This is a genomic window from Rhodococcus sp. K11/5, from assembly GCF_055193735.1.
The window spans coordinates 2,074,518-2,093,732 of sequence record NZ_CM143721.1; the positions used below are offsets into that span (position 1 = coordinate 2,074,518).

Consider the following 19,215-nt stretch of genomic DNA (forward strand, 5'->3'; position numbering starts at 1 on the left):
CGCCGTGTCCGGCGGTTCAGCGCACGAGCAGGGCCACCGGCATCGCCTCGAACACGTCGACCGCCGAGACGGATCCGGAGAACGTGCGCCCGGTCAGGCGATCGGTCCACTGCCCGTCCGGGAGCCTCACGGCCGTATCGCGCCATCCGTGATCGACCAGCGTCAGACTCGACCGGGTCGCGATCGCGACCACGTCCGCGGTGCCGCCCTCCGGGCCGCGGGCGAAACCGACCACATGGGCCGCCGAGTCGCCGTCGACCGCCACGGGTGCATACGTGCCGCCGACGAAACTCGCGGGACGTTCACGACGCAACGAGGCAGCCTGCCGCGTCACCCAGAACTTCGCCGCTCCCGACGCGTCCACATCGGGCGCGGACGTGACGGAGTCGAGCAGCGCTCGCCGCACGTCGTAGTCCACGTCTCGGCGATTGTCCGGGTCGACGAGCGAGTCCTCCCACAGTTCGGTGCCCTGGTAGACGTCCGGGATGCCGGGTCCCGTGAGGTGCAGAAGTTTCTGACCCAGCGAATCGGACCAGGCGTGCGGGGCCAGGTTCGCCACGAACGTGGTCAGGGAGTCCGCCACGGGTCCGTCCAGCACCGCGTCGATCCACGTGTGGACGGCCGTTTCGAACTCCTCGTCCACGTCGTTCCACGCCGTGAACGATCCGGCTTCGCGGATGGCCTTCTCCGCATAATCGTGGAGCCGCTGCCGGTACTCGGCCGTCACGACGCCGTCCACCGGCCAGGTGCCGAAGATGTTCTGCCACAGGAACAGCCCGGTTTCGCCGTTGGGGGAGGCGGTCACCGATTCCCAGTCGGCGAGGCAGCGTTCCCACAATGCCGGGGTCTGGGACAGCACACCGATACGCGCGCGCACGTCCTCGCCGCGCTTGGTGTCGTGCGTCGAGAGGGTGGTCATGGCCTTGGGCCACAACCGGGCGCGCTCGGCCAGTCGCAGATGGAACTCGGGAACCGAACGGCCGAAGCGGGACGGGTCACCGCCGACCTCCTGAAGCGAGATCAGGCGCGACGTGCGGTAGAACATGCAATCCTCGACCGATTTGGCCATGACGGCGCCCGCAACCTGCTGCAGCCGCGCCGACGCCTCGCCGCCCCGAGTGACCGCGGCGGCCAACCCGTTCAGCGCGGGCACCAGCTCGGGTCGATCGGCGGCCACGTCGCCGATCAGCCGCGGCAGCATGCCGGCCAGGGGTGCGTAGTCCGAGCGGTAGACGGGCATCCGGGCGACGACCTCGACCGCCGCCGCCGTGGTTGCGTCGACGTCCACGGAACTACCCGCGTCGCGACCCACGGCGGCCACCAGGCGCGACACCTCGGCCGCGAGCTGGGTGGTTGCGGTGACCCGCTTGATCGAGCGTTCCGCCTCGTGCACCCAGGCCGCGTCGCCCGCCGCACCGGTCGTCTGCAGGGACAGAGCCGTCAGCGGTTCCTCACCGGACGCGTCGACGAACACGCCGCCGAGATCGGCCAACGCGTCGTACCCGGTGGTTCCGTCGACGGCGAGTGTCGGATCGAGGGGCTCCTCGGCGGTCAGGATCTTCTCGATCACCAGCCAGGCGTCGGGTCCGACGAGCCCGCGGAGCTTCGCCAGGTAGTCGGCCGGTGCGGTGAGACCGTCGGGGTGGTCGACGCGCACACCGTCCATCAGACCGTCGGCGAACCACGTCGCGACCTCGGCGTGGGTGGCGTCGAAGACCGCGGGATCTTCCTGGCGCAGTCCCGCGAGGTCGCTGACGGAGAAGAAGCGGCGGTAGCCGATGCGCCCCGACCGCCAGCCCACCAGCTCGTAGTTCTGCCTGTCGTGCACGGCCTTCGCGTCGTCCGAGCCGTCGTCGGTCGAGGGGTCGATGGGGAAGCGGTGCTCGTAGTAGGCGAGGGTGGGCTGGTCTTCGGACCGATCGACGGTCAGTTCGTCGACGTCGGAGTCGGCGCCGAGAACGGGGAGGGCGATGCGGTCCGACCCGGTCCAGTCGATGTCGAAGAACGCCGCGAACTCCGACGCCCGGCCGAGGCGCAGGACGTCCCACCAGAACGGGTTCTCCCGTGGGGTGGCCACACCCAGGTGATTCGGCACGATGTCGACGATCACCCCGAGTCCGTGCGCGTGGCACGCCGTCACCAACGACTCGAGTGCCGCGCGTCCACCGAGGGCGTCGGACACCGTGCGCGGATCGGTGACGTCGTATCCGTGGGTGGACCCCTCGGACGCGGTGAGGATGGGCGACAGGTAGACGTGGGAGATGCCCAGTTCGGCGAGATACGGGACCAGGCGCTCGGCGTCGCCGAGGCGGAAGCGATCACCTCGTAATTGGAGTCGGTAGGTCGACGTGATCGTTCTGCTCGGTGCCATGGTGCAGTCCTTACCCAGTTTTTCTGAGCACCAACAGTGACCGTGCCTCCACGGCCACGGCGGTGCCGGCGACGATCGTGCGGTCCTCGTCGCCCGTCGGAGTCGCCGTGTTCAGCGCCACCGTCCACTCCGACGCGTACTCGCCGTCGACGGTGGTGAAGTCGATCGGTTCGTGGTGCGCGTTGAAGCACAGGTAGAACGTGTCGTCGACGACGCGGTTGCCGCGCCCGTCCGGCTCGGGGATGCCCTCACCGTTGAGGAAGACGGCCAGCGACTTGCCGAAACCGCTGTCCCAGTCCTCCTCGGTCATCTCTTCACCCGCCGGCGTGAGCCAGGCGATGTCGCGGGTCTGACCGGCGGTACGGATGGGCCGACCCTCGAAGAACCGGCGGCGCCGGAACACCGGGTGGTCGTTGCGCAGCGCGATGACCCGTGAGGTGAACTCGATCAGGTCCGCGTTCTCCTCGGCGAGGGACCAGTCCATCCACGCGAGCTCGGAGTCCTGGCAGTAGACGTTGTTGTTGCCCTGCTGCGTGCGGCCCATCTCGTCGCCGTGGGCCAGCATCGGTGTGCCCTGACTGAGCATCAGCGTGGCGAGCATGTTGCGGATCTGACGGGCGCGCAGCGAGAGGATCTCGGGGTCGTCCGTCGGACCCTCGACGCCGCAGTTCCACGAACGGTTGTGGCTCTCGCCGTCGTTGTTGTCCTCGCCGTTGGCCTCGTTGTGCTTGTCGTTGTAGGACACCAGATCGTTCATCGTGAAACCGTCGTGCGCGATGACGAAGTTGATGCTCGCACCGGGGCGGCGGCCGGTGGCCTCGTACAGGTCCGAGGATCCGGTGAGCCGAGAGGCGAACTCGCCCAACGTCGCCGGCTCCCCGCGCCAGTAATCGCGGACCGTGTCGCGGTACATGCCGTTCCACTCGGTCCACAGGCTGGGGAAGTTGCCCACTTGGTAGCCGCCCTCGCCGACGTCCCACGGCTCGGCGATGAGCTTGACCTGGCTCACCACCGGGTCCTGCTGCACCAGATCGAAGAAGGCGCTCAGCTTGTCCACGTCGTGCAGTTCTCGCGCCAGCGTGGACGCGAGGTCGAAGCGGAAGCCGTCGACGTGCATCTCGGTCACCCAGTACCGCAGCGAATCCATGATGAGCTGCAGCGTGTGCGGATGGCGGACGTTGAGGCTGTTCCCGGTGCCCGTGTAGTCCATGTAGAAGGACGGATCGTCGTCGACCAACCGGTAGTAGGCGGCGTTGTCGATGCCGCGGAACGCAATCGTGGGCCCCATGTGGTTGCCCTCGGCGGTGTGGTTGTAGACCACGTCGAGGATCACCTCGATGCCGGCTTCGTGGAAGGACCGCACCATGGTCTTGAACTCCGACACCGCGGAACCCGCGAGCGCGGACGACGCGTACTCGTTGTGCGGAGCCATGAAACCGAACGAGTTGTAGCCCCAGTAGTTGCGCAGTCCCTTGTCCACCAACGTCTGGTCCTGCATGAACTGATGAACGGGCATGAGCTCGATGGCCGTGACGCCGAGCTTCTCCAGGTGGGCGATCACGGCCGGGTGCGCCAGTCCGGCGTAGGTTCCGCGCATGTCCTCGGGGATGTCCGGGTGCGTCATCGTCATGCCCTTGACGTGCGCTTCGTAGATCACGGTCTCGTTGTACGGCCGTCGCGGCGAGCGGTCGTTCTGCCAGTCGAAGAACGGGTTCACCACGACCGTGGTCATGGTGTGTCCGAGGGAATCGTGTTGCGGGAAGCTGCTGTCCGCCGGCTCAACCTCGACGGGCTCCACCTCGACGGGAGCGGGGTCCGGATCCTCGACGGGCGCGGCGGGCACGTTGTTGGGGGTGGGTACGTTCGCCCGCGTGGCGTCGACGGTGCGCGAGGCGACGGCCGAGCCGGCGGGTCCGGCGACGTGCGGCTCACCGGGGTGCACCTCACCGGACGGTTCCGCGACCGGGGTCTCCTGTGCGGGAATGTCGATGTCGTAGCTGAAGAGGGACCGGTCGCCGTCGAAGGCACCGACGAACGCCTTGCCGTACGGATCGAGGAGAAGCTTGCTGGCGTCGCACCGCTGCCCGGCAGCAGGATTCCACGGGCCGTGTACGCGGTAGCCGTACCGCTGTCCGGGCTGGACGGCGGGAAGGTAGGCGTGCCAGACGTATCCGTCGACCTCGTCGAGGCGGATCCGGGTCTCGCTGCCGTCCGTGTCGATGAGGCAGAGTTCGACGGCTTCGGCGACCTCGGAGAAGACGGCGAAGTTGGTCCCGGCGCCGTCGTACGTGGCGCCCAGCGGGTAGGCGCTGCCGGGCCATACCTGGAATGTCGGTGCTTCGTGTGCATGGTCGACGGACATGGGGCGAACCTTATCCCGGCCCGACCCCCACCCTGAGATCGGAGACCGTCGGCCCAGGTCGGGAGGTGCGTTCGTCGCGGGTCAGGTCCCGGAACCGAGTCGAGCGGCCAGGGCGCGTCCGAGATCGGTACCGGATCGCCAGGCGCTCTCCACCCGCGGAGCGCCCGCCGGGCACCACTGGTCCCCGGCGAAGCCGACCACGCGTCCGTCGCGCTCGTGCAGAGCGTGGCTCTGGGGGTGAGAGTCGGCCGGCTTGGCGAAGGTCCACCGATGAGCGTGTGTCCACGCGGGTTCACCGACACCCAGCAATCGACGCATCGCCGCGACCATCGGCGGAACGGCGGTCGAGGGGTCGTCGAGGTGTCGCCGCGCGCGGGCCGGAGTGCTGTGGGCGACGATCACCGGTGCGCCGTCACCCCGGCGGGCACCGTCGTGGGCGAGGAACTCGATGTCGTCGTCGGTGACGAAGGCGGCGTCCGAGAGCGGCACCGACGCACCGGGTTCCAGCCCGACGACGACGGTGATCGTGGGGTCGTAGTCGACCGCGTCGGGGACGACGGTGATGCGTGCGGCCTGCGGGTCGGGCATGGCGAGAACCACGTGGCCGTCCGGGAGGCCGTCGAGTTCGGCGGTGGTCACGTCGACTCCGTCCAGCAGGTCTCGAACCAGGGAGCGCAGCCCGCCGGGGGTCGCCCATCGCACCGGCCCCTGCTTGCGGGACGGTTCCTCTCCGGCGTGCAGAACCCCGAAGGTGTCGGTCCATTCGCGCGCCAGGCCGGCCCGTTCCCAGCCTCGGACCAGGGCCTCGAACTCGTCGTCTCGCACCGTGAAGTATCCCGCGCCGATGTCGACGCGGCGATCGTGCAGGAGCGGTGAGGCCATCCGGCCACCTGGTGCGCGCCCCCGGTCGAGCAGGCGGGTCGTGATGCCGGCGTCGTGAAGGGCACGGACACAGGCGGCGCCGGAGATGCCGGCACCCACCACGGTGACGGAGCGGTCGAGGGGGGAGGAGGTCACCCCTGCAGCGTACGGACGCGACTGCGCACGCCGTCGAGGAAGAGGTCGAGCCCGAAACCGAATTCCGCGGTGGCGTCGCGACCGACGCCACCCGACTCGTCGGCGGGCAGTGCACCCACGGAATCCATCTGCATGCGCGACTGCTCGTCCGTCGTCGCGCCGAGGACGTAGTACATCAACGAGCGGGCAGCGGACGTCGCGTCGTCCGCGTCGAGACCGCCTGCGCGCAGCACTGCGGTCAGGGTGCCCTCGACCGGGTGGGTCACGGTCCGCGCGGACAGGCTGGTCGCCACCACCTCGGCTCCGTCGCGATGGGTGAGCAGAGCGTCGCGCAGCCGATGCGCGAGCTCGGCGAGGCCCACGTCCCACCGGCCGTCCGTCGGCGGACCCGGACGGTCCATCCGCTCGAGGATGCGATCGGACACGGCGCCGAGCAGCGCCTGCTTGTTGGCGACATGCCAGTAGAGGGCGCCGGGCCCGACACCGAGGGACGTGGCCAGTCGGCGCATGGTGAGGTCGCCGAGGCCGTACTCGTCGAGGATCGTGATCGCACCGTCGACGACGTCGGGGCGGCGCAACTGCACGGCGAGTCTCCTTCTAAGGGCGGTGATCGTTCCCGGCCAGCCTAGAGCCTTCGCCGGCGGTCCGGGTGCGTCGAGTGTGGCTAGGGTGGCCGGGTGGACGTGTCGAGTACCGAGAAGCCCGCGCACCCGCTGCGGTGGCCGGTGCGATCGACCCTTCTCATCGCGGTCGTCAGCGCGATCGTGGGGGCGGGGTGGGCGTTGTCGGCGCCGGTCGAGCAACTCGTCTCGGTGGGCGGCGGGCGTGGGGTGGTGTTGACGGGGGAGAGCGCGCACCAGTTCGACGCGGTCGCGTACTTCGTGTGTCTGGGCGCGGCCGTGGGGGTGGTGACGGCGCTGGCGGCGTGGACTGCGGTTGCGCAGCGTGGTCCCCGGCTGGTGGCGTCGACGACCGTGGGGTCCGTGCTCGGCGCGGTGGTCATGGCCGGGGCCGGGACGGGGGTGGGCCTGCTGCGCTACCCGTCGATGCCGTCGGCCGAGGCGGGGGACATCGTCTCGCTCGCACCGAGTGTGATCACGCCGATCGCCTTGCTGGCGCAACCCCTCGCGGCCGGTGTCGCGCTGGTTCTGGCGGTGGCGCTGTGCGGCTACGACGATCTGCGAGGGCCGGGCGACGAGCCGGCATCCCGTGACGACCCGGACCCGACGCCGTCCGCCGGGCCGGACGACCGCCGGTGGCCCGTCAGCCCGGGGGCTTGAGCGCGGCGAATTCGTCGGTGACTCGCAGTCGTGATTCGCAGAAGCGGAACAGGGCCGCCGGGCGTCCGCCGTGGGGGCCCGGAGGGGCGGTGCGTCCGGTGGCGGCCAGCACTCCTCGACGGGCGAGCACGCGCTGCAGATTCGTCGTGTCCACCTGGTATCCCAGTGCGGCGCAGTAGATGTCGCGGAGTGTCGACATGGTGAACTCGGTGGGCGCGAGTGCGAACGCGATGTTCGTGTAGGAGAGTTTCGCGGCCAGCCGGGTGCGCGCGTGCTTCACCATGGTGCCGTGATCGAAGGCGGTGGCGGGAAGATCGTGGACCGGGTGCCATGCGGTGTCCATCGGCAATCTCGGATCGGCCACGTTGGGGACGAGGCCGAGGAAGGTCGACGCGATCCGCCGTCGACCGGGCACCCGGTGCGGGTCGGAGAACACCGACAGTTGTTCGAGGTGCTTGACCTCGCGAACGTCGACCTTCTCCGCGAGTTGCCGCCGGGCGGAGTCGGTGAGGTTCTCGCTCGGGCCCAGCACGCCGCCGGGGAGCGACCACGTCCCACGGTCCGGGGCGAGGGCGCGTTGCCACAGGAGCACGGCGAGTTCGGCGGGCCTCGACGGCGCCGTCACCCGCACCTGGAAGACCACCCCGATCACCTCGTGGACGAGGGACGCGGACCCGAGATCGGCCGCTTCCTCGCCGGGTAGGTCCGCGGCGGTGCTACGATGAGGCATGTTTTCGATCGTAAGTCGAAAACCCCGTCGGGGCCAACCCGGCGGTGAGTTCGGATCCGGCGCACCTCGGGCCGGCGGTAGGTGAGGAGCGCACCATGACGATCACGACGACGCGAACCGCGGCGTTTCCCGCTGTCATCGACGGTGTCGGGGGGTACTCCGGGGTGGACCCGACACCCGAGTGGGCCGCCGAGATCCGGCGATTGGCACGGGCGACGAACGCGACGATCCTCGCCCACAACTACCAGCTTCCTGCCATCCAGGACGTGGCCGATCACGTCGGTGACTCCCTCGCCCTCTCCCGTATCGCCGCGGAGGCTCCCGAGGAGACGATCATCTTCTGCGGAGTGCACTTCATGGCCGAGACGGCCAAGATCCTCGCGCCCACCAAGACCGTGCTGATCCCCGACGAGCGGGCCGGGTGCTCGCTCGCCGACTCCATCGACGCAGAACAGCTGCGCGAGTGGAAAGCAGAACACCCCGACGCGGTGGTGGTCTCGTACGTGAACACCACCGCCGAGGTGAAGGGGCTGACGGACATCTGCTGCACCTCGTCCAACGCGGTCGAGGTGGTGAACTCCATCGATGCGGATCGCGAGGTGCTGTTTCTTCCGGATCAGTTCCTGGGCGCGCACGTCCGACGCAAGACCGGACGCGAGAACATGCACATCTGGGCGGGCGAGTGCCATGTCCACGCCGGCATCAACGGCGACGAGTTGACGGCGCGGGCGCGCGCTCACCCGGGGGCCGAGCTCTACGTGCACCCCGAGTGCGGGTGCGCGACGTCGGCTCTGTACCTCGCCGGTGAGGGGTTCGTGCCCGAGGACCAGGTGAAGATCCTCTCGACCGGCGGCATGCTCGACGCGGCCCGGACCACGGGTGCGACCCAGGTGCTCGTGGCCACCGAGATCGGCATGCTGCACCAGTTGCGCAAAGCCGCTCCGCAGGTCGATTTCCAGGCGGTGAACGAGCGGGCGTCGTGCCCCTACATGAAGATGATCACGCCGGCGGCACTGCTGCGCTGCCTCACCGAGAACAAGGACGAGGTGCACGTCGACGCGCAGGTCGCCGACCGCGCCCGCGCGTCCGTCGAGCGCATGATCGCGATCGGCTCGCCCGGCGGCGGGGAGTGACCTCGTCGGACCTCGGTGCTCCCTCGGCCGGTGTGTTCGACCCCGACGGTGACCGCTGGCGAGCCGACGCCGATCTGGTGGTGGTCGGCGGCGGCATCGCGGGTCTGACCGCCGCCGTCGACGCCACCGCCGCGGGGCTGCGGGTTCTGGTGGTGTGCAAGGACGCGATGGACACCGCGACCCGGTATGCGCAGGGCGGCATCGCGATCAGCGACGGGCTCGACATCGACGCGCACGTGGCGGACACACTGAACGCGGGCGCCGGACTGTGCGACCCGGCGGCGGTGCGCTCGATCGTCTCGGCCGGACCGGCTGCTCTCGCGGCTCTCGTCGACCGAGGCGCGGCCTTCGACCGCGCGGCCGACGGTTCCCTGTCCCGCACGCGGGAGGGCGGTCACTCGACCGGACGCATCGTGCACGCGGGCGGTGACGCGACCGGCGACGAGATCCAACGGGCCCTCTCCGCCGCTGCTCCGGCGACCCTGACCGGCGCGACCGCGGTCCGGGTGCTCACCGGCACGACCGGAGTTCGGGGCCTCCTCCTCGCCACCGCCGACGGGATGGGTGTCGTCCACGCGCCGGCCGTCCTGCTGGCCACCGGCGGAAGCGGAATGCTGTACGCGTCGAGTACCAATCCGGCGGGATCGACCGGAGACGGCATCGCGCTGGCCCTGCACGCGGGCGCCGAGATCGCGGACGTGGAGTTCGTCCAGTTCCACCCGACCGCTCTGTTCGTCCCCGGTGGTCGAGGACGGTTGCCACTGGTGAGCGAGGCGGTGCGCGGCGAGGGTGCGCGACTGGTCGATCTGCACGGTCGATCGATCACCGAGGGCGTGCACCCACTGGGCGACCTCGCCCCGCGAGACGTGGTCTCGCGGGCCATCGCCCGACGCCTCGCCGACACCGGCACCGACCACGTGCTGCTCGACGCGACCGGGGTGGCGCACATGCATCGTCGATTCCCGACGGTCACCGCGGCGTGCCTGGCTCTGGGCGTGGACCCGGCCCGCGAACCCGTTCCGGTCGCTCCCGCGGCTCATTACGCGTGCGGGGGAATCGTCACCGACTCTCGGGGCCGAACGGCGGTACCGGGTCTCTACGCCGCGGGCGAGGTCGCGAGGACGGGTCTGCACGGCGCGAACCGGCTGGCGTCGAACAGTCTGCTCGAAGGAGCGGTGGTCGGCGCGCGGGTGGCCGTCGCGGCGCGAGAGCGAATCGGAGTGCAGGGAGTGCCGAACGCGGACGACCGGGTCCCCCCGGCGCCCCGGTTAACGCGTGCGGTTCTGCAGTCGATCATGACCCGGTGGGTCGGCGTCGTGCGCGACGCGGACGGTCTGTCCTCGGCGGCCGAGGTGATCGCGGGAGCTCCGGTGCTGCCCATCGGCGAGATCGCCCATCTCGAGGACGCATCGATGACCCTGCTCGCGAGCGCCGTGGTGGCCGCGGCCGCGGCCCGTACCGAGACTCGGGGAGCGCACACCAGGTCCGATCATCCCGACATCGACGACGGACAACGGCGCAGCACACATTTCCGGCTGCAGGCGTCCGCCGTGCTCGAGCGCCTCGGCGCATCCGAACCGCAGTTCCAGGGAGTGTCATGACCGCAACACCCGAGTTGGTTCCCGTCGACCGCGCCGACGTTCTCGACGTCGTCCGGCGTGCACTCGAGGAGGACCTGCGATACGGACCCGACGTGACGTCGACGGCCACGGTGGCCGACGATGCCCGAACGCGCGCGTCGGTCGTCTCGCGACAGGACGGGACGGTCGCAGGAGTGGACGTGGCCCTCGTGGTGCTCGACGAAGTGATCGGCGATCATCGCATCGTCGACCGCGTGCCGGACGGGACCCGAGTGCGGGCGGGAGAGTCGGTGTTGGTGATCGAGGCACCGACTCGAGCACTGCTCACCGCCGAACGCACCATGCTCAATCTCCTGTGCCACCTGTCCGGGATCGCGACGGCCACGTCCGCCTGGGTCGACGCGATCGAGGGCACGCGGTGCGTCGTGCGCGATTCCCGCAAGACCCTCCCCGGGTTGCGCGCGCTGCAGAAGTACGCGGTGCGCGCGGGTGGGGGAAGCAACCACCGGATGGGTCTGGGCGACGCCGCGTTGATCAAGGACAACCACGTGGTGGCGGCCGGATCCGTCGTCGCGGCGCTGCGGGCCGTGCGCGCCGCGGCGCCCGATCTGCCCTGCGAGGTCGAGGTGGACACCCTCGAGCAGCTCGACGAGGTGTTGGCCGAGGGGGTGGAACTGGTGCTCCTCGACAACTTTCCGCTCTGGCAGACGCAGATGGCCGTGCAACGCCGCGATCGCACGGCTCCGCGCACGAAACTGGAATCGTCCGGTGGCCTCGAACTGTCCTCGGCTCGCGAGTACGCGGGCACGGGAGTCGACTTCCTCGCCGTCGGCGCCCTGACTCATTCCGTCACGGTCCTCGACCTGGGCCTTGATTTTCACTCGACGGCCGATTGAAACCCCGTGCCGCCGGATACTCTCCGCACATGGCAACAGTGACGACAGTCGACAAAGGACCACGTTCGGTTTCGAGAAAGGTCACGGTCGCAGCCGACGCCGACGTCCTGTTCGCGCAGCTCGCCGATCCACACCGACACGGTGAGGTCGACGGCTCGGGAACGGTGAAGGACAACGTCAAGGGACCGGCCACCCTGTCGAAGGGTGCCAAGTTCTCCGTCGGGATGAAGCAGTACGGCGTGCCGTACAAGATCACGAGCACGGTGACCGAGTTCGTCGATCAGGGACAGAACAAGGTCATCGAGTGGCAGCACCCGCTCGGTCACAAGTGGCGCTGGGAATTCGCGCAGACCGCGCCCGGTTCCACCGAGGTCACCGAATCCTTCCTGTACGGATCCGCCAAGGCACCGAAGGTGCTCGAACTGTTCAAGATGCCCGCGCAGAACGCCGCGGGTATCACCAAGACGCTGGAGAAGCTGGCGGGTCGCTACAGCTGATCCCACGGTTCGTCGAAAGGTGACGGTGCGCGATAATCGCACCGTCACCTTTTTTCTGTCGTCGTTCGAAAGGACACACCAGACATGACTGCCCGCACCGAGCTGCGTCGCGTGGATCTGCGCGAGAGCTCCCCGTCCACGGCCGAATTGCGTGCCGTTCTCCCCCGAGGCGGAGTGGACGTGAACTCGGTGCTGCATCTGGTCACACCGGTGGTGGACGCAATCCGCGAGCGCGGAGCCGACGCGGCACTCGAGTACGGCGAGAAGTTCGACCGTGTTCGACCCGACGCGGTGCGAGTGCCGGCGCGAGAGATCGAACGGGCGCTCGCCGAACTCGATCCCGCCGTGCGCGAAGCCCTCGAGGTGTCCATCGAACGGTCGCGCATCGTCCACGAGGATCAGCGTCGCCGCGACACGGTGACGCAGGTGGTGCCGGGCGGAACGGTCACCGAACGATGGATTCCCGTCGATCGAGTCGGCCTCTACGTTCCCGGCGGCAACGCGGTCTACCCGTCCTCCGTGGTGATGAACGTGGTACCGGCGCAGGTCGCCGGGGTCGAGTCGCTCGTGGTCGCGTCCCCGCCGCAAGCAGATTTCGGCGGTCTGCCGCACCCCACGATTCTGGCGGCGGCTGCGCTGCTCGGCGTCGACGAGGTGTGGGCGGTCGGAGGTGCCCAGGCGGTGGCGCTGCTGACCTACGGCGGAACCGACACCGACGGCGCGGAACTGGCCCCGGTCGACATGATCACGGGGCCCGGCAACATCTACGTCACCGCGGCCAAGCGGCTCTGCCGCGGAGCGGTGGGCATCGACTCCGAAGCCGGCCCCACCGAGATCGCCATCCTTGCCGACCACACGGCCGACCCGGTCCACGTCGCCGCGGACCTGATCAGCCAGGCCGAACACGACGTCCTCGCGGCCAGCGTGCTGGTCACCACCTCGGTCGAGCTCGCCGATGCCGTCGACCGCGAGGTCGCCGCGCAGATGCGGACGACCAAGCACACCGAACGGGTGGCCACCGCGTTGGCCGGGGAGCAGTCCGGCATCGTGCTGGTGGCGAACCTCGACGACGGCGTCCGCACCGTCAACGCCTACGCGGCGGAACACCTCGAGATCCAGACCGAGGACGCGAGCCGGGTCGCCGATCGCATTCGCAGCGCCGGCGCCGTGTTCGTCGGTCCGTGGGCACCGGTGAGTCTCGGTGACTACTGCGCCGGTTCCAACCACGTACTACCCACCGCGGGATGCGCCCGGCACTCGTCGGGATTGTCCGTGCAGACGTTCCTGCGCGGCATCCACATCGTGGACTACTCGCGGGACGCGCTCGCGGGCGTCGCGAAGCACGTCGTCGCACTGGCGAACGCCGAGGACCTTCCCGCTCACGGCGACGCCGTTCGCGTGCGGTTCGAGGCGGGCTCGTGACCACGGCTCCGGGGCGGAGCGCGTCGCTGGCCGATCTGCCGCTGCGCGAAGCCCTGACGGGCAAGTCGCCCTACGGAGCGCCGCAACTCGACGTGCCGGTGCAGCTGAACACGAACGAGAACCCGCACGCGCCGTCCGCGGCGCTCGTGGACGACATCGCACGCTCGGTGCGCGTGGCGGCAGAATCCCTTCACCGCTACCCGGACCGGGATGCGGTCGCCCTGCGCACGGACCTCGCGTCGTATCTGTCCGAGCGGACCGGCGTGCCCGTCACCGTCGACAACCTGTGGGCGGCCAACGGGTCCAACGAGATTTTGCAGCAGTTGCTGCAGGCTTTCGGCGGTCCCGGCCGACGCGCACTGGGGTTCGTCCCGTCGTACTCGATGCACCCGATCATCTCGGCGGGTACGCAGACCGAATTCCTGGATCTGCACCGACGGGCGGATTTCTCGCTCGACGTCGACGAAGCGGTGAAGGCCGTCGAGTCGATGCAGCCGGACGTCGTGTTCGTCACCACTCCCAACAATCCGACCGGTCACAGCCTCTGGCTGGACGACATTCGGCGGATCGTCGCGGCGTCGCCGGGCATCGTGGTGATCGACGAGGCGTACGCGGAGTTCTCGGACGCCCCCAGCGCCATCGCGCTGATCGAGGAGTTCCCGACGCGCATCGTGGTCAGTCGAACGATGAGCAAGGCCTTCGCCTTCGCGGGCGGACGTCTGGGTTACCTCGTGGCCGCCCCGGCGGTCGTCGACGCCCTGCTTCTCGTTCGGCTTCCGTACCACCTGTCGGTCCTCACCCAGGCCGCGGCCCGCGCCGCTCTGCGGCACGCCGACGAGACGCTCGCGTCGGTGGCCGAACTGGCGTCGCAGCGTGACCGCATCGTCGCGGAGCTGGCGACACTCGGGTTCCACGTGGTGCCGAGCAGCGCCAATTTCGTTCTGTTCGGACGCTTCGACGACGCACCTGCGGCGTGGTCGCGGTACCTCGATCAGGGCGTGCTGATCCGTGACGTCGGGATCGCCGGGTACCTGCGCGTCACCATCGGCATCGCCGCCGAGAACGATCGTTTCCTCGAGGTCAGTCGGACGCTGACCGACCTCGTCTCGCACACCGAGCCCGTCTCGCAGAGCACGCAAGGAACCGAAGTATGAGCAGCATCATGACGCCGAACCGCATCGCCCGGATCGAGCGCACCACCAAGGAATCGGCGATCACCGTCGAGCTGAATCTCGACGGCACGGGCGTCGTCGACATCTCCACCGGGGTGCCGTTCTTCGACCACATGCTCACCGCGCTGGGCACCCACGCCAGCTTCGACCTCACGGTGCAGGCGAAGGGCGACATCGAGATCGAGGCGCATCACACGGTCGAGGACACCGCCATCGTCATCGGGCAGGCACTCGCACAGGCGCTCGGGGACAAGAAGGGCATCCGGCGTTTCGGCGATGCCTTCGTCCCCATGGACGAGACGTTGGCGCATGCCGCCGTCGACGTGTCGGGCCGCCCGTACTGCGTCCACACCGGCGAACCCGAGCACATGCTGCACGCACAGATCGCCGGATACCCCGGTGCCCCGTACTCCACCGTGATCAACCGCCACGTGTTCGAGTCCATCGCCCTGAACGCCCGGATCGCGCTGCACGTCCGGGTCCTCTACGGCCGAGACCAGCACCACGTCACCGAGGCCGAGTACAAGGCCGTCGCGAGGGCGCTGCGCGCGGCCGTCGAACCGGACCCGCGGGTGAGCGGCGTGCCGTCCACGAAGGGCACGCTGTGAGCGCGCCGGCGGTGACTCTGCTCGACTACGGGTCGGGCAATCTGCACTCGGCGAAGCGCGCCCTCGAACGCGTCGGCGCGTCGGTCACCGTCACCGACGATCATTCGGTCGCCCTGGCGGCAGACGGACTCGTGGTGCCCGGGGTCGGAGCGTTCGCGGCGTGCATGGACGGATTGCTGTCCGTACGCGGCGACGAGTTGATCGACAAGCGCCTCGCGGGCGGTCGGCCGGTGCTGGGAATCTGCGTCGGGATGCAGATCCTCTTCGATCGCGGCGTGGAATTCGACGTGCCGGCCACCGGGTGTGGCCAGTGGCCGGGCACCGTGGAGAAACTTCGGGCCGAGGTGCTGCCGCACATGGGGTGGAACACGGTGGAGCCCGGCGCGGACTCAGTGCTGTTCGCGGGTATGGATCCGCAGACGCGCTTCTACTTCGTACACTCCTATGCCGCACAGACGTGGGAGCTCGAACCGAGCGACTCGCTGCGCGCACCGACGTTGACGTGGGCGGACCACGGTGGCCGGTTCCTCGCGGCGGTGGAGAACGGAGCGTTGTCCGCCACCCAGTTCCACCCGGAGAAGTCCGGTGATGCCGGTGCCGTGTTGCTCGAGAACTGGTTGCGCACGCTGTCGTGAACAGTGGCCCCGGCGATTTCTCCTTCGCCCGGCACGCCCTGCTGGTTCTCGGTTCGGCGGCGGCCGTACTGATGCTGACCGCGTTCGTCGTGGTCCTTCTACGTCCGAGCGGCGGAGTCGGTCTGCTCGTCGTCGGGGTCGGTGTCGTCACCACCCTCGCCGTCGCGTCCGCTGCGGCGAAACGCTCGATGCGCAGGTCCTTCGGCGACGGCAGCGACGCCGATCACAGCGTCGACCCGACCGACCGATGAGCGGGCTCGGCCGGTAACCTCGACGCCCGTGAGCCTGGTACTTCTTCCCGCTGTCGATGTCGCCGACGGCCTGGCCGTTCGCCTGGTCCAAGGGGAGGCCGGCAGCGAGACCGCCTACGGTTCTCCCCGGGACGCCGCCCTGTCGTGGCAGAACGACGGCGCCGAGTGGGTGCATCTGGTCGATCTGGACGCGGCCTTCGGTCGCGGCTCCAACCGAGACCTCGTCGCGGCAGTCGTCGGTGAGCTCGACGTGGCGGTGGAACTGTCCGGCGGCATTCGCGACGACGACAGCCTTCGCGCCGCTCTGGCCACCGGATGCGCGCGAGTCAACCTCGGGACCGCGGCACTCGAGAATCCCGAGTGGTGCAAGCGCGCGATCGGCGAATACGGCGATCGGATCGCCGTGGGTCTCGACGTCCGCATCGTCGACGGCGAGCACCGTGTCCGCGGCCGCGGATGGGTCAGCGACGGTGGTGACCTCTGGGAGGTTCTCGCGCGGCTCGATCGCGACGGATGTTCGCGCTACGTCGTGACCGACGTCGGCCGCGACGGCACCCTCACCGGCCCCAATCTCGAACTGCTCGAGCAGGTCTGCGCGGCCACCGACGCCCCCGTCGTCGCGTCGGGTGGCGTGTCGACCATCGACGACCTGTTGGCCATCGCCGCGTTGACCGACCGGGGTGTCGAGGGGGCGATCGTCGGAAAGGCCCTCTACGCCGGCCAGTTCACCCTTCCCGATGCATTGGCCGCGGTCGCGGGCAGCGCTCCGGCCGCATCGTGAGCGAGACGGCGTCGAACCTGGATCTCGACGCGCTCGCCGCGACGGCGCGCGACCTCCTCGACGGGGTGCACGATCGCTTCGTCGCCGGCGTCGGTGCGCCGAGCGCGGTGGCGAAGGTGGGCAACGATTTCGCCACCGAGGTGGACCTCGAACTCGAGCGTCGCCTGACCGCCGAACTGGCCGACCGAACGTCGATCCCGGTGCACGGTGAGGAGTTCGGCGGTCCCTCCGTGGAGTCGGGGACGGTGTGGGTGCTCGACCCCATCGACGGAACTTTCAACTATTCGTACGGACTGCCCACGGCGGGAACACTTCTGGCCCTGCTCGTCGACGGCGTACCGGTGATCGGGTTGACCTGGTTGCCGCTGTTCGGGCAGCGGTACTGGGCGGTCGACGGGGGGCCGGTTCACCGTGGTGACGAGGTTCTCCCCGCTCTGACTCCCACCGCGTTGGCCGACTCGATCGTCGGATTCGGCGCGTTCAACGTCGACAGTCGCGGCCGGATCCCCGGTGAGTACCGCGTGCGGGTCCTCTCCGACATCAGTCGGGTGTCGTCGCGGATCCGCATGCACGGCTCGACCGGCCTCGATCTGGCCTTCACCGCGGCCGGGGTGCTCGGGGGCTCCGTGGTCTTCGGACATCACCCGTGGGACAACGCAGCGGGCGCGATGCTGGTTCGCGCGGGCGGAGGAGTGGTCACGGATCTGGCGGGAGCGCCGTGGACCGTGTCCTCGACATCCGTGCTGGCCGCGGCGCCCGGAGTGCACTCGGAGCTTCTCGCGATTCTGAACTACGAGGCGGAAGGGTTGGCGCCGTGAGCGTTGCCGTACGCGTGATTCCGTGCCTGGACGTCGACGCCGGGCGCGTGGTGAAGGGGGTGAACTTCCGGGGTCTGCGCGACGCGGGTGACCCGGTGGAGTTGGCGGCCAAGTACGACGCGGACGGAGCCGACGAGTTGACGTTCCTGGACGTCACCGCGTCCTCGGGTGGGCGGGCCACGATGCTCGATGTCGTCACCCGCACCGCCGAACAGGTCTTCATCCCCCTGACCGTGGGCGGTGGGGTGCGCAGTGTCGTCGACGTCGACGCCCTCCTGCGGGCCGGCGCGGACAAGGTGAGTATCAACACCGCGGCCATCGCGCGACCGGAGTTGCTGCGCGAGTTGAGTTCTCGCTTCGGTTCGCAGTGCATCGTGCTGTCCGTCGACGCTCGAACCGTGCCCGAGGGAGAGACGGCCACGGCGTCGGGCTGGGAGGTGACCACCCACGGTGGCCGCCGCGGAACCGGAATCGACGCCGTCGAGTGGGCCCGCCGCGGCGCCGAACTGGGCGTCGGCGAGATCCTGCTGAACTCGATGGACGCCGACGGGACGAAGGCGGGCTTCGACATCGCCATGATCACCGCCGTGCGCGCTGCGGTCGCGGTCCCGGTCATCGCCAGCGGCGGCGCGGGCGCGGTCGACCACTTCGCACCCGCCGTCCGTGCGGGGGCGGACGCCGTCCTCGCGGCGAGCGTGTTCCACTTCGGGGAGATGACGATCGGCGAGGTCAAGGGCGCACTGCGTCGAACAGGGGTCGAGGTTCGGTGAGTGTCTCGGAACTGGATCCCGCGATCGCGGCGCGCCTCAAGCGCACCGACGACGGTCTGGTGTGCGCGGTGGCTCGCGAGAAGAGCACCGGTGACGTCCTCATGGTCGCGTGGATGGACGACACCGCACTGGCGATGACCCTGGCCACGCGCAAGGGAACGTACTGGTCACGCTCGCGGAGCGAGTACTGGGTGAAGGGGGAGACCTCGGGTCACACGCAGTACGTGCACGAGGTTCGGCTCGACTGCGACGGCGACACGGTGTTGCTCACCGTCGATCAGATCGGCGGGGCCTGCCACACCGGCGATCACTCCTGTTTCGACGCCGACGTGCTCTTGTCCGAGCCGTCCGACGCACCGCTCGCGGACCCACCGCTCTCGGACTGACGCGCGGACTCGCCGCGAGCGATCGCGGCGTCGAGGTTCGTCACCATCACGGTTCCGAGTTCCATCAGGGTCTGCACCTGGGCGTCGTCGAGACCGTCGAACACCAGCGCACGAACGGTGTCGACGTGACCGGGGGCGGTGGCGACGACACGCTCGAGTCCGGCGTCGGTCAACACCGCGTGTGAACCGCGAGAGCCGGGGATGTTCTCGCGTCGCGCCCACCCCGCCTTCTCGAGCTTGGTCATCACGTGCGACAACCGGGACAGCGACGCGTTGGCCACGCGGGCCAGCTCGCGAAGGCGAAGGCGATGATCGGGGGCTTCGGACAACATCGCCAGAACGAAGTAGTCGAAGTGAGTCAGGCCGGAGTCCCGTTGCAACTGGGTGTCGAGCGCTGCCGGCAGCCGTGTCGTGATGGCGACGAGCGCCCGCCAGGCGTCCTGCTGCCCGGGGGACAGCCACCGATCGTTCGGTTCCGCGTCGCGCATGTCGTCAGTCTTTCACCC

Annotated in this window: 20 protein-coding genes; 14 read left to right on the plus strand and 6 right to left on the minus strand. The window is 69.3% G+C overall.

Features of this window, described 5'->3' with window-relative positions; translation table 11 throughout:
- Positions 1 to 16: 16 nt before the first annotated feature.
- From treY to ACY466_RS09950, 4 genes are all read right to left on the minus strand, one after another.
- On the minus strand, positions 17 to 2,371 hold the full coding sequence (treY, locus tag ACY466_RS09935; RefSeq protein WP_463252017.1) for a malto-oligosyltrehalose synthase: 2,355 nt from the start codon (positions 2,369 to 2,371) through the stop codon (positions 17 to 19).
- Positions 2,372 to 2,381: 10 nt separating this feature from the next.
- On the minus strand, positions 2,382 to 4,733 hold the full coding sequence (gene glgX, locus ACY466_RS09940) for a glycogen debranching protein GlgX (protein WP_463252018.1): 2,352 nt from the start codon (positions 4,731 to 4,733) through the stop codon (positions 2,382 to 2,384).
- An 81-nt stretch (positions 4,734 to 4,814) separates the two neighbouring features.
- Complete coding sequence (locus tag ACY466_RS09945) at positions 4,815 to 5,750, minus strand: NAD(P)/FAD-dependent oxidoreductase (protein ID WP_463252019.1); 936 nt, start codon at positions 5,748 to 5,750, stop codon at positions 4,815 to 4,817.
- Entirely contained in the window at positions 5,747 to 6,334 is a 588-nt protein-coding gene (locus ACY466_RS09950; protein ID WP_463252020.1) for a TetR/AcrR family transcriptional regulator C-terminal domain-containing protein, read from the minus strand. The genes ACY466_RS09945 and ACY466_RS09950 overlap by 4 nt, the downstream gene beginning before the upstream one ends.
- Positions 6,335 to 6,427: 93 nt before the next feature.
- Here ACY466_RS09950 and ACY466_RS09955 point away from each other — a divergent pair, with 93 nt between their 5' ends.
- Positions 6,428 to 7,030 (plus strand): DUF2567 domain-containing protein, encoded by a 603-nt coding sequence (locus ACY466_RS09955; protein ID WP_463252021.1) that lies wholly within the window; start codon positions 6,428 to 6,430, stop codon positions 7,028 to 7,030.
- Here ACY466_RS09955 and ACY466_RS09960 read toward each other — a convergent pair.
- The gene (locus tag ACY466_RS09960) at positions 7,014 to 7,760 is read right to left on the minus strand and encodes an NUDIX hydrolase (RefSeq protein WP_463252022.1); all 747 of its coding nucleotides are present in this window, start codon (positions 7,758 to 7,760) and stop codon (positions 7,014 to 7,016) included. The genes ACY466_RS09955 and ACY466_RS09960 overlap by 17 nt on opposite strands.
- A 95-nt stretch (positions 7,761 to 7,855) precedes the next feature.
- Between ACY466_RS09960 and nadA the strand changes: the two genes are divergently transcribed.
- From nadA to hisI, 13 genes are all read left to right on the plus strand, one after another.
- A complete protein-coding gene (gene nadA, locus ACY466_RS09965; protein ID WP_463252023.1) occupies positions 7,856 to 8,893 on the plus strand; it encodes a quinolinate synthase NadA in 1,038 nt (345 codons plus the stop codon).
- Positions 8,890 to 10,494, plus strand: a complete 1,605-nt coding sequence (locus tag ACY466_RS09970; protein ID WP_463252024.1) for an L-aspartate oxidase — start codon at positions 8,890 to 8,892, stop codon at positions 10,492 to 10,494. Before nadA ends, ACY466_RS09970 begins: the two co-directional genes overlap by 4 nt.
- Entirely contained in the window at positions 10,491 to 11,369 is an 879-nt protein-coding gene (gene nadC / locus ACY466_RS09975; RefSeq protein WP_463252025.1) for a carboxylating nicotinate-nucleotide diphosphorylase, read from the plus strand. Before ACY466_RS09970 ends, nadC begins: the two co-directional genes overlap by 4 nt.
- 29 nt (positions 11,370 to 11,398) lie before the next feature.
- Positions 11,399 to 11,866 carry an SRPBCC family protein gene (locus ACY466_RS09980; RefSeq protein WP_463252026.1) on the plus strand — a complete coding sequence of 156 codons (468 nt, stop codon included), beginning with the start codon at positions 11,399 to 11,401 and terminating at the stop codon, positions 11,864 to 11,866.
- A gap of 84 nt (positions 11,867 to 11,950) precedes the next feature.
- Positions 11,951 to 13,288: a histidinol dehydrogenase gene (hisD, locus tag ACY466_RS09985; protein WP_463252027.1), complete on the plus strand. Its 1,338-nt coding sequence runs from the start codon at positions 11,951 to 11,953 to the stop codon at positions 13,286 to 13,288.
- Positions 13,285 to 14,442, plus strand: a complete 1,158-nt coding sequence (locus ACY466_RS09990; RefSeq protein WP_463252028.1) for a histidinol-phosphate transaminase — start codon at positions 13,285 to 13,287, stop codon at positions 14,440 to 14,442. The genes hisD and ACY466_RS09990 overlap by 4 nt, the downstream gene beginning before the upstream one ends.
- Positions 14,439 to 15,068, plus strand: a complete 630-nt coding sequence (gene hisB, locus ACY466_RS09995; protein WP_463252029.1) for an imidazoleglycerol-phosphate dehydratase HisB — start codon at positions 14,439 to 14,441, stop codon at positions 15,066 to 15,068. Before ACY466_RS09990 ends, hisB begins: the two co-directional genes overlap by 4 nt.
- Positions 15,065 to 15,703: an imidazole glycerol phosphate synthase subunit HisH gene (hisH, locus tag ACY466_RS10000; protein WP_463252030.1), complete on the plus strand. Its 639-nt coding sequence runs from the start codon at positions 15,065 to 15,067 to the stop codon at positions 15,701 to 15,703. The genes hisB and hisH overlap by 4 nt, the downstream gene beginning before the upstream one ends.
- A complete protein-coding gene (locus ACY466_RS10005; RefSeq protein WP_463252031.1) occupies positions 15,700 to 15,954 on the plus strand; it encodes a hypothetical protein in 255 nt (84 codons plus the stop codon). The genes hisH and ACY466_RS10005 overlap by 4 nt, the downstream gene beginning before the upstream one ends.
- 28 nt (positions 15,955 to 15,982) lie before the next feature.
- Positions 15,983 to 16,735, plus strand: coding sequence for a bifunctional 1-(5-phosphoribosyl)-5-((5-phosphoribosylamino)methylideneamino)imidazole-4-carboxamide isomerase/phosphoribosylanthranilate isomerase PriA (priA, locus tag ACY466_RS10010; protein WP_463252032.1), 753 nt, complete (start codon positions 15,983 to 15,985; stop codon positions 16,733 to 16,735).
- Entirely contained in the window at positions 16,732 to 17,553 is an 822-nt protein-coding gene (locus ACY466_RS10015; protein WP_463252033.1) for an inositol monophosphatase family protein, read from the plus strand. Before priA ends, ACY466_RS10015 begins: the two co-directional genes overlap by 4 nt.
- A complete protein-coding gene (gene hisF / locus ACY466_RS10020) occupies positions 17,550 to 18,323 on the plus strand; it encodes an imidazole glycerol phosphate synthase subunit HisF (protein WP_463252034.1) in 774 nt (257 codons plus the stop codon). Before ACY466_RS10015 ends, hisF begins: the two co-directional genes overlap by 4 nt.
- Positions 18,320 to 18,709: a phosphoribosyl-AMP cyclohydrolase gene (gene hisI, locus ACY466_RS10025; protein ID WP_463252035.1), complete on the plus strand. Its 390-nt coding sequence runs from the start codon at positions 18,320 to 18,322 to the stop codon at positions 18,707 to 18,709. The genes hisF and hisI overlap by 4 nt, the downstream gene beginning before the upstream one ends.
- Here hisI and ACY466_RS10030 read toward each other — a convergent pair.
- Positions 18,631 to 19,197, minus strand: coding sequence for a MarR family winged helix-turn-helix transcriptional regulator (locus ACY466_RS10030; protein ID WP_463252036.1), 567 nt, complete (start codon positions 19,195 to 19,197; stop codon positions 18,631 to 18,633). The genes hisI and ACY466_RS10030 overlap by 79 nt on opposite strands.
- Between the last annotated feature and the right edge of the window lie 18 nt (positions 19,198 to 19,215).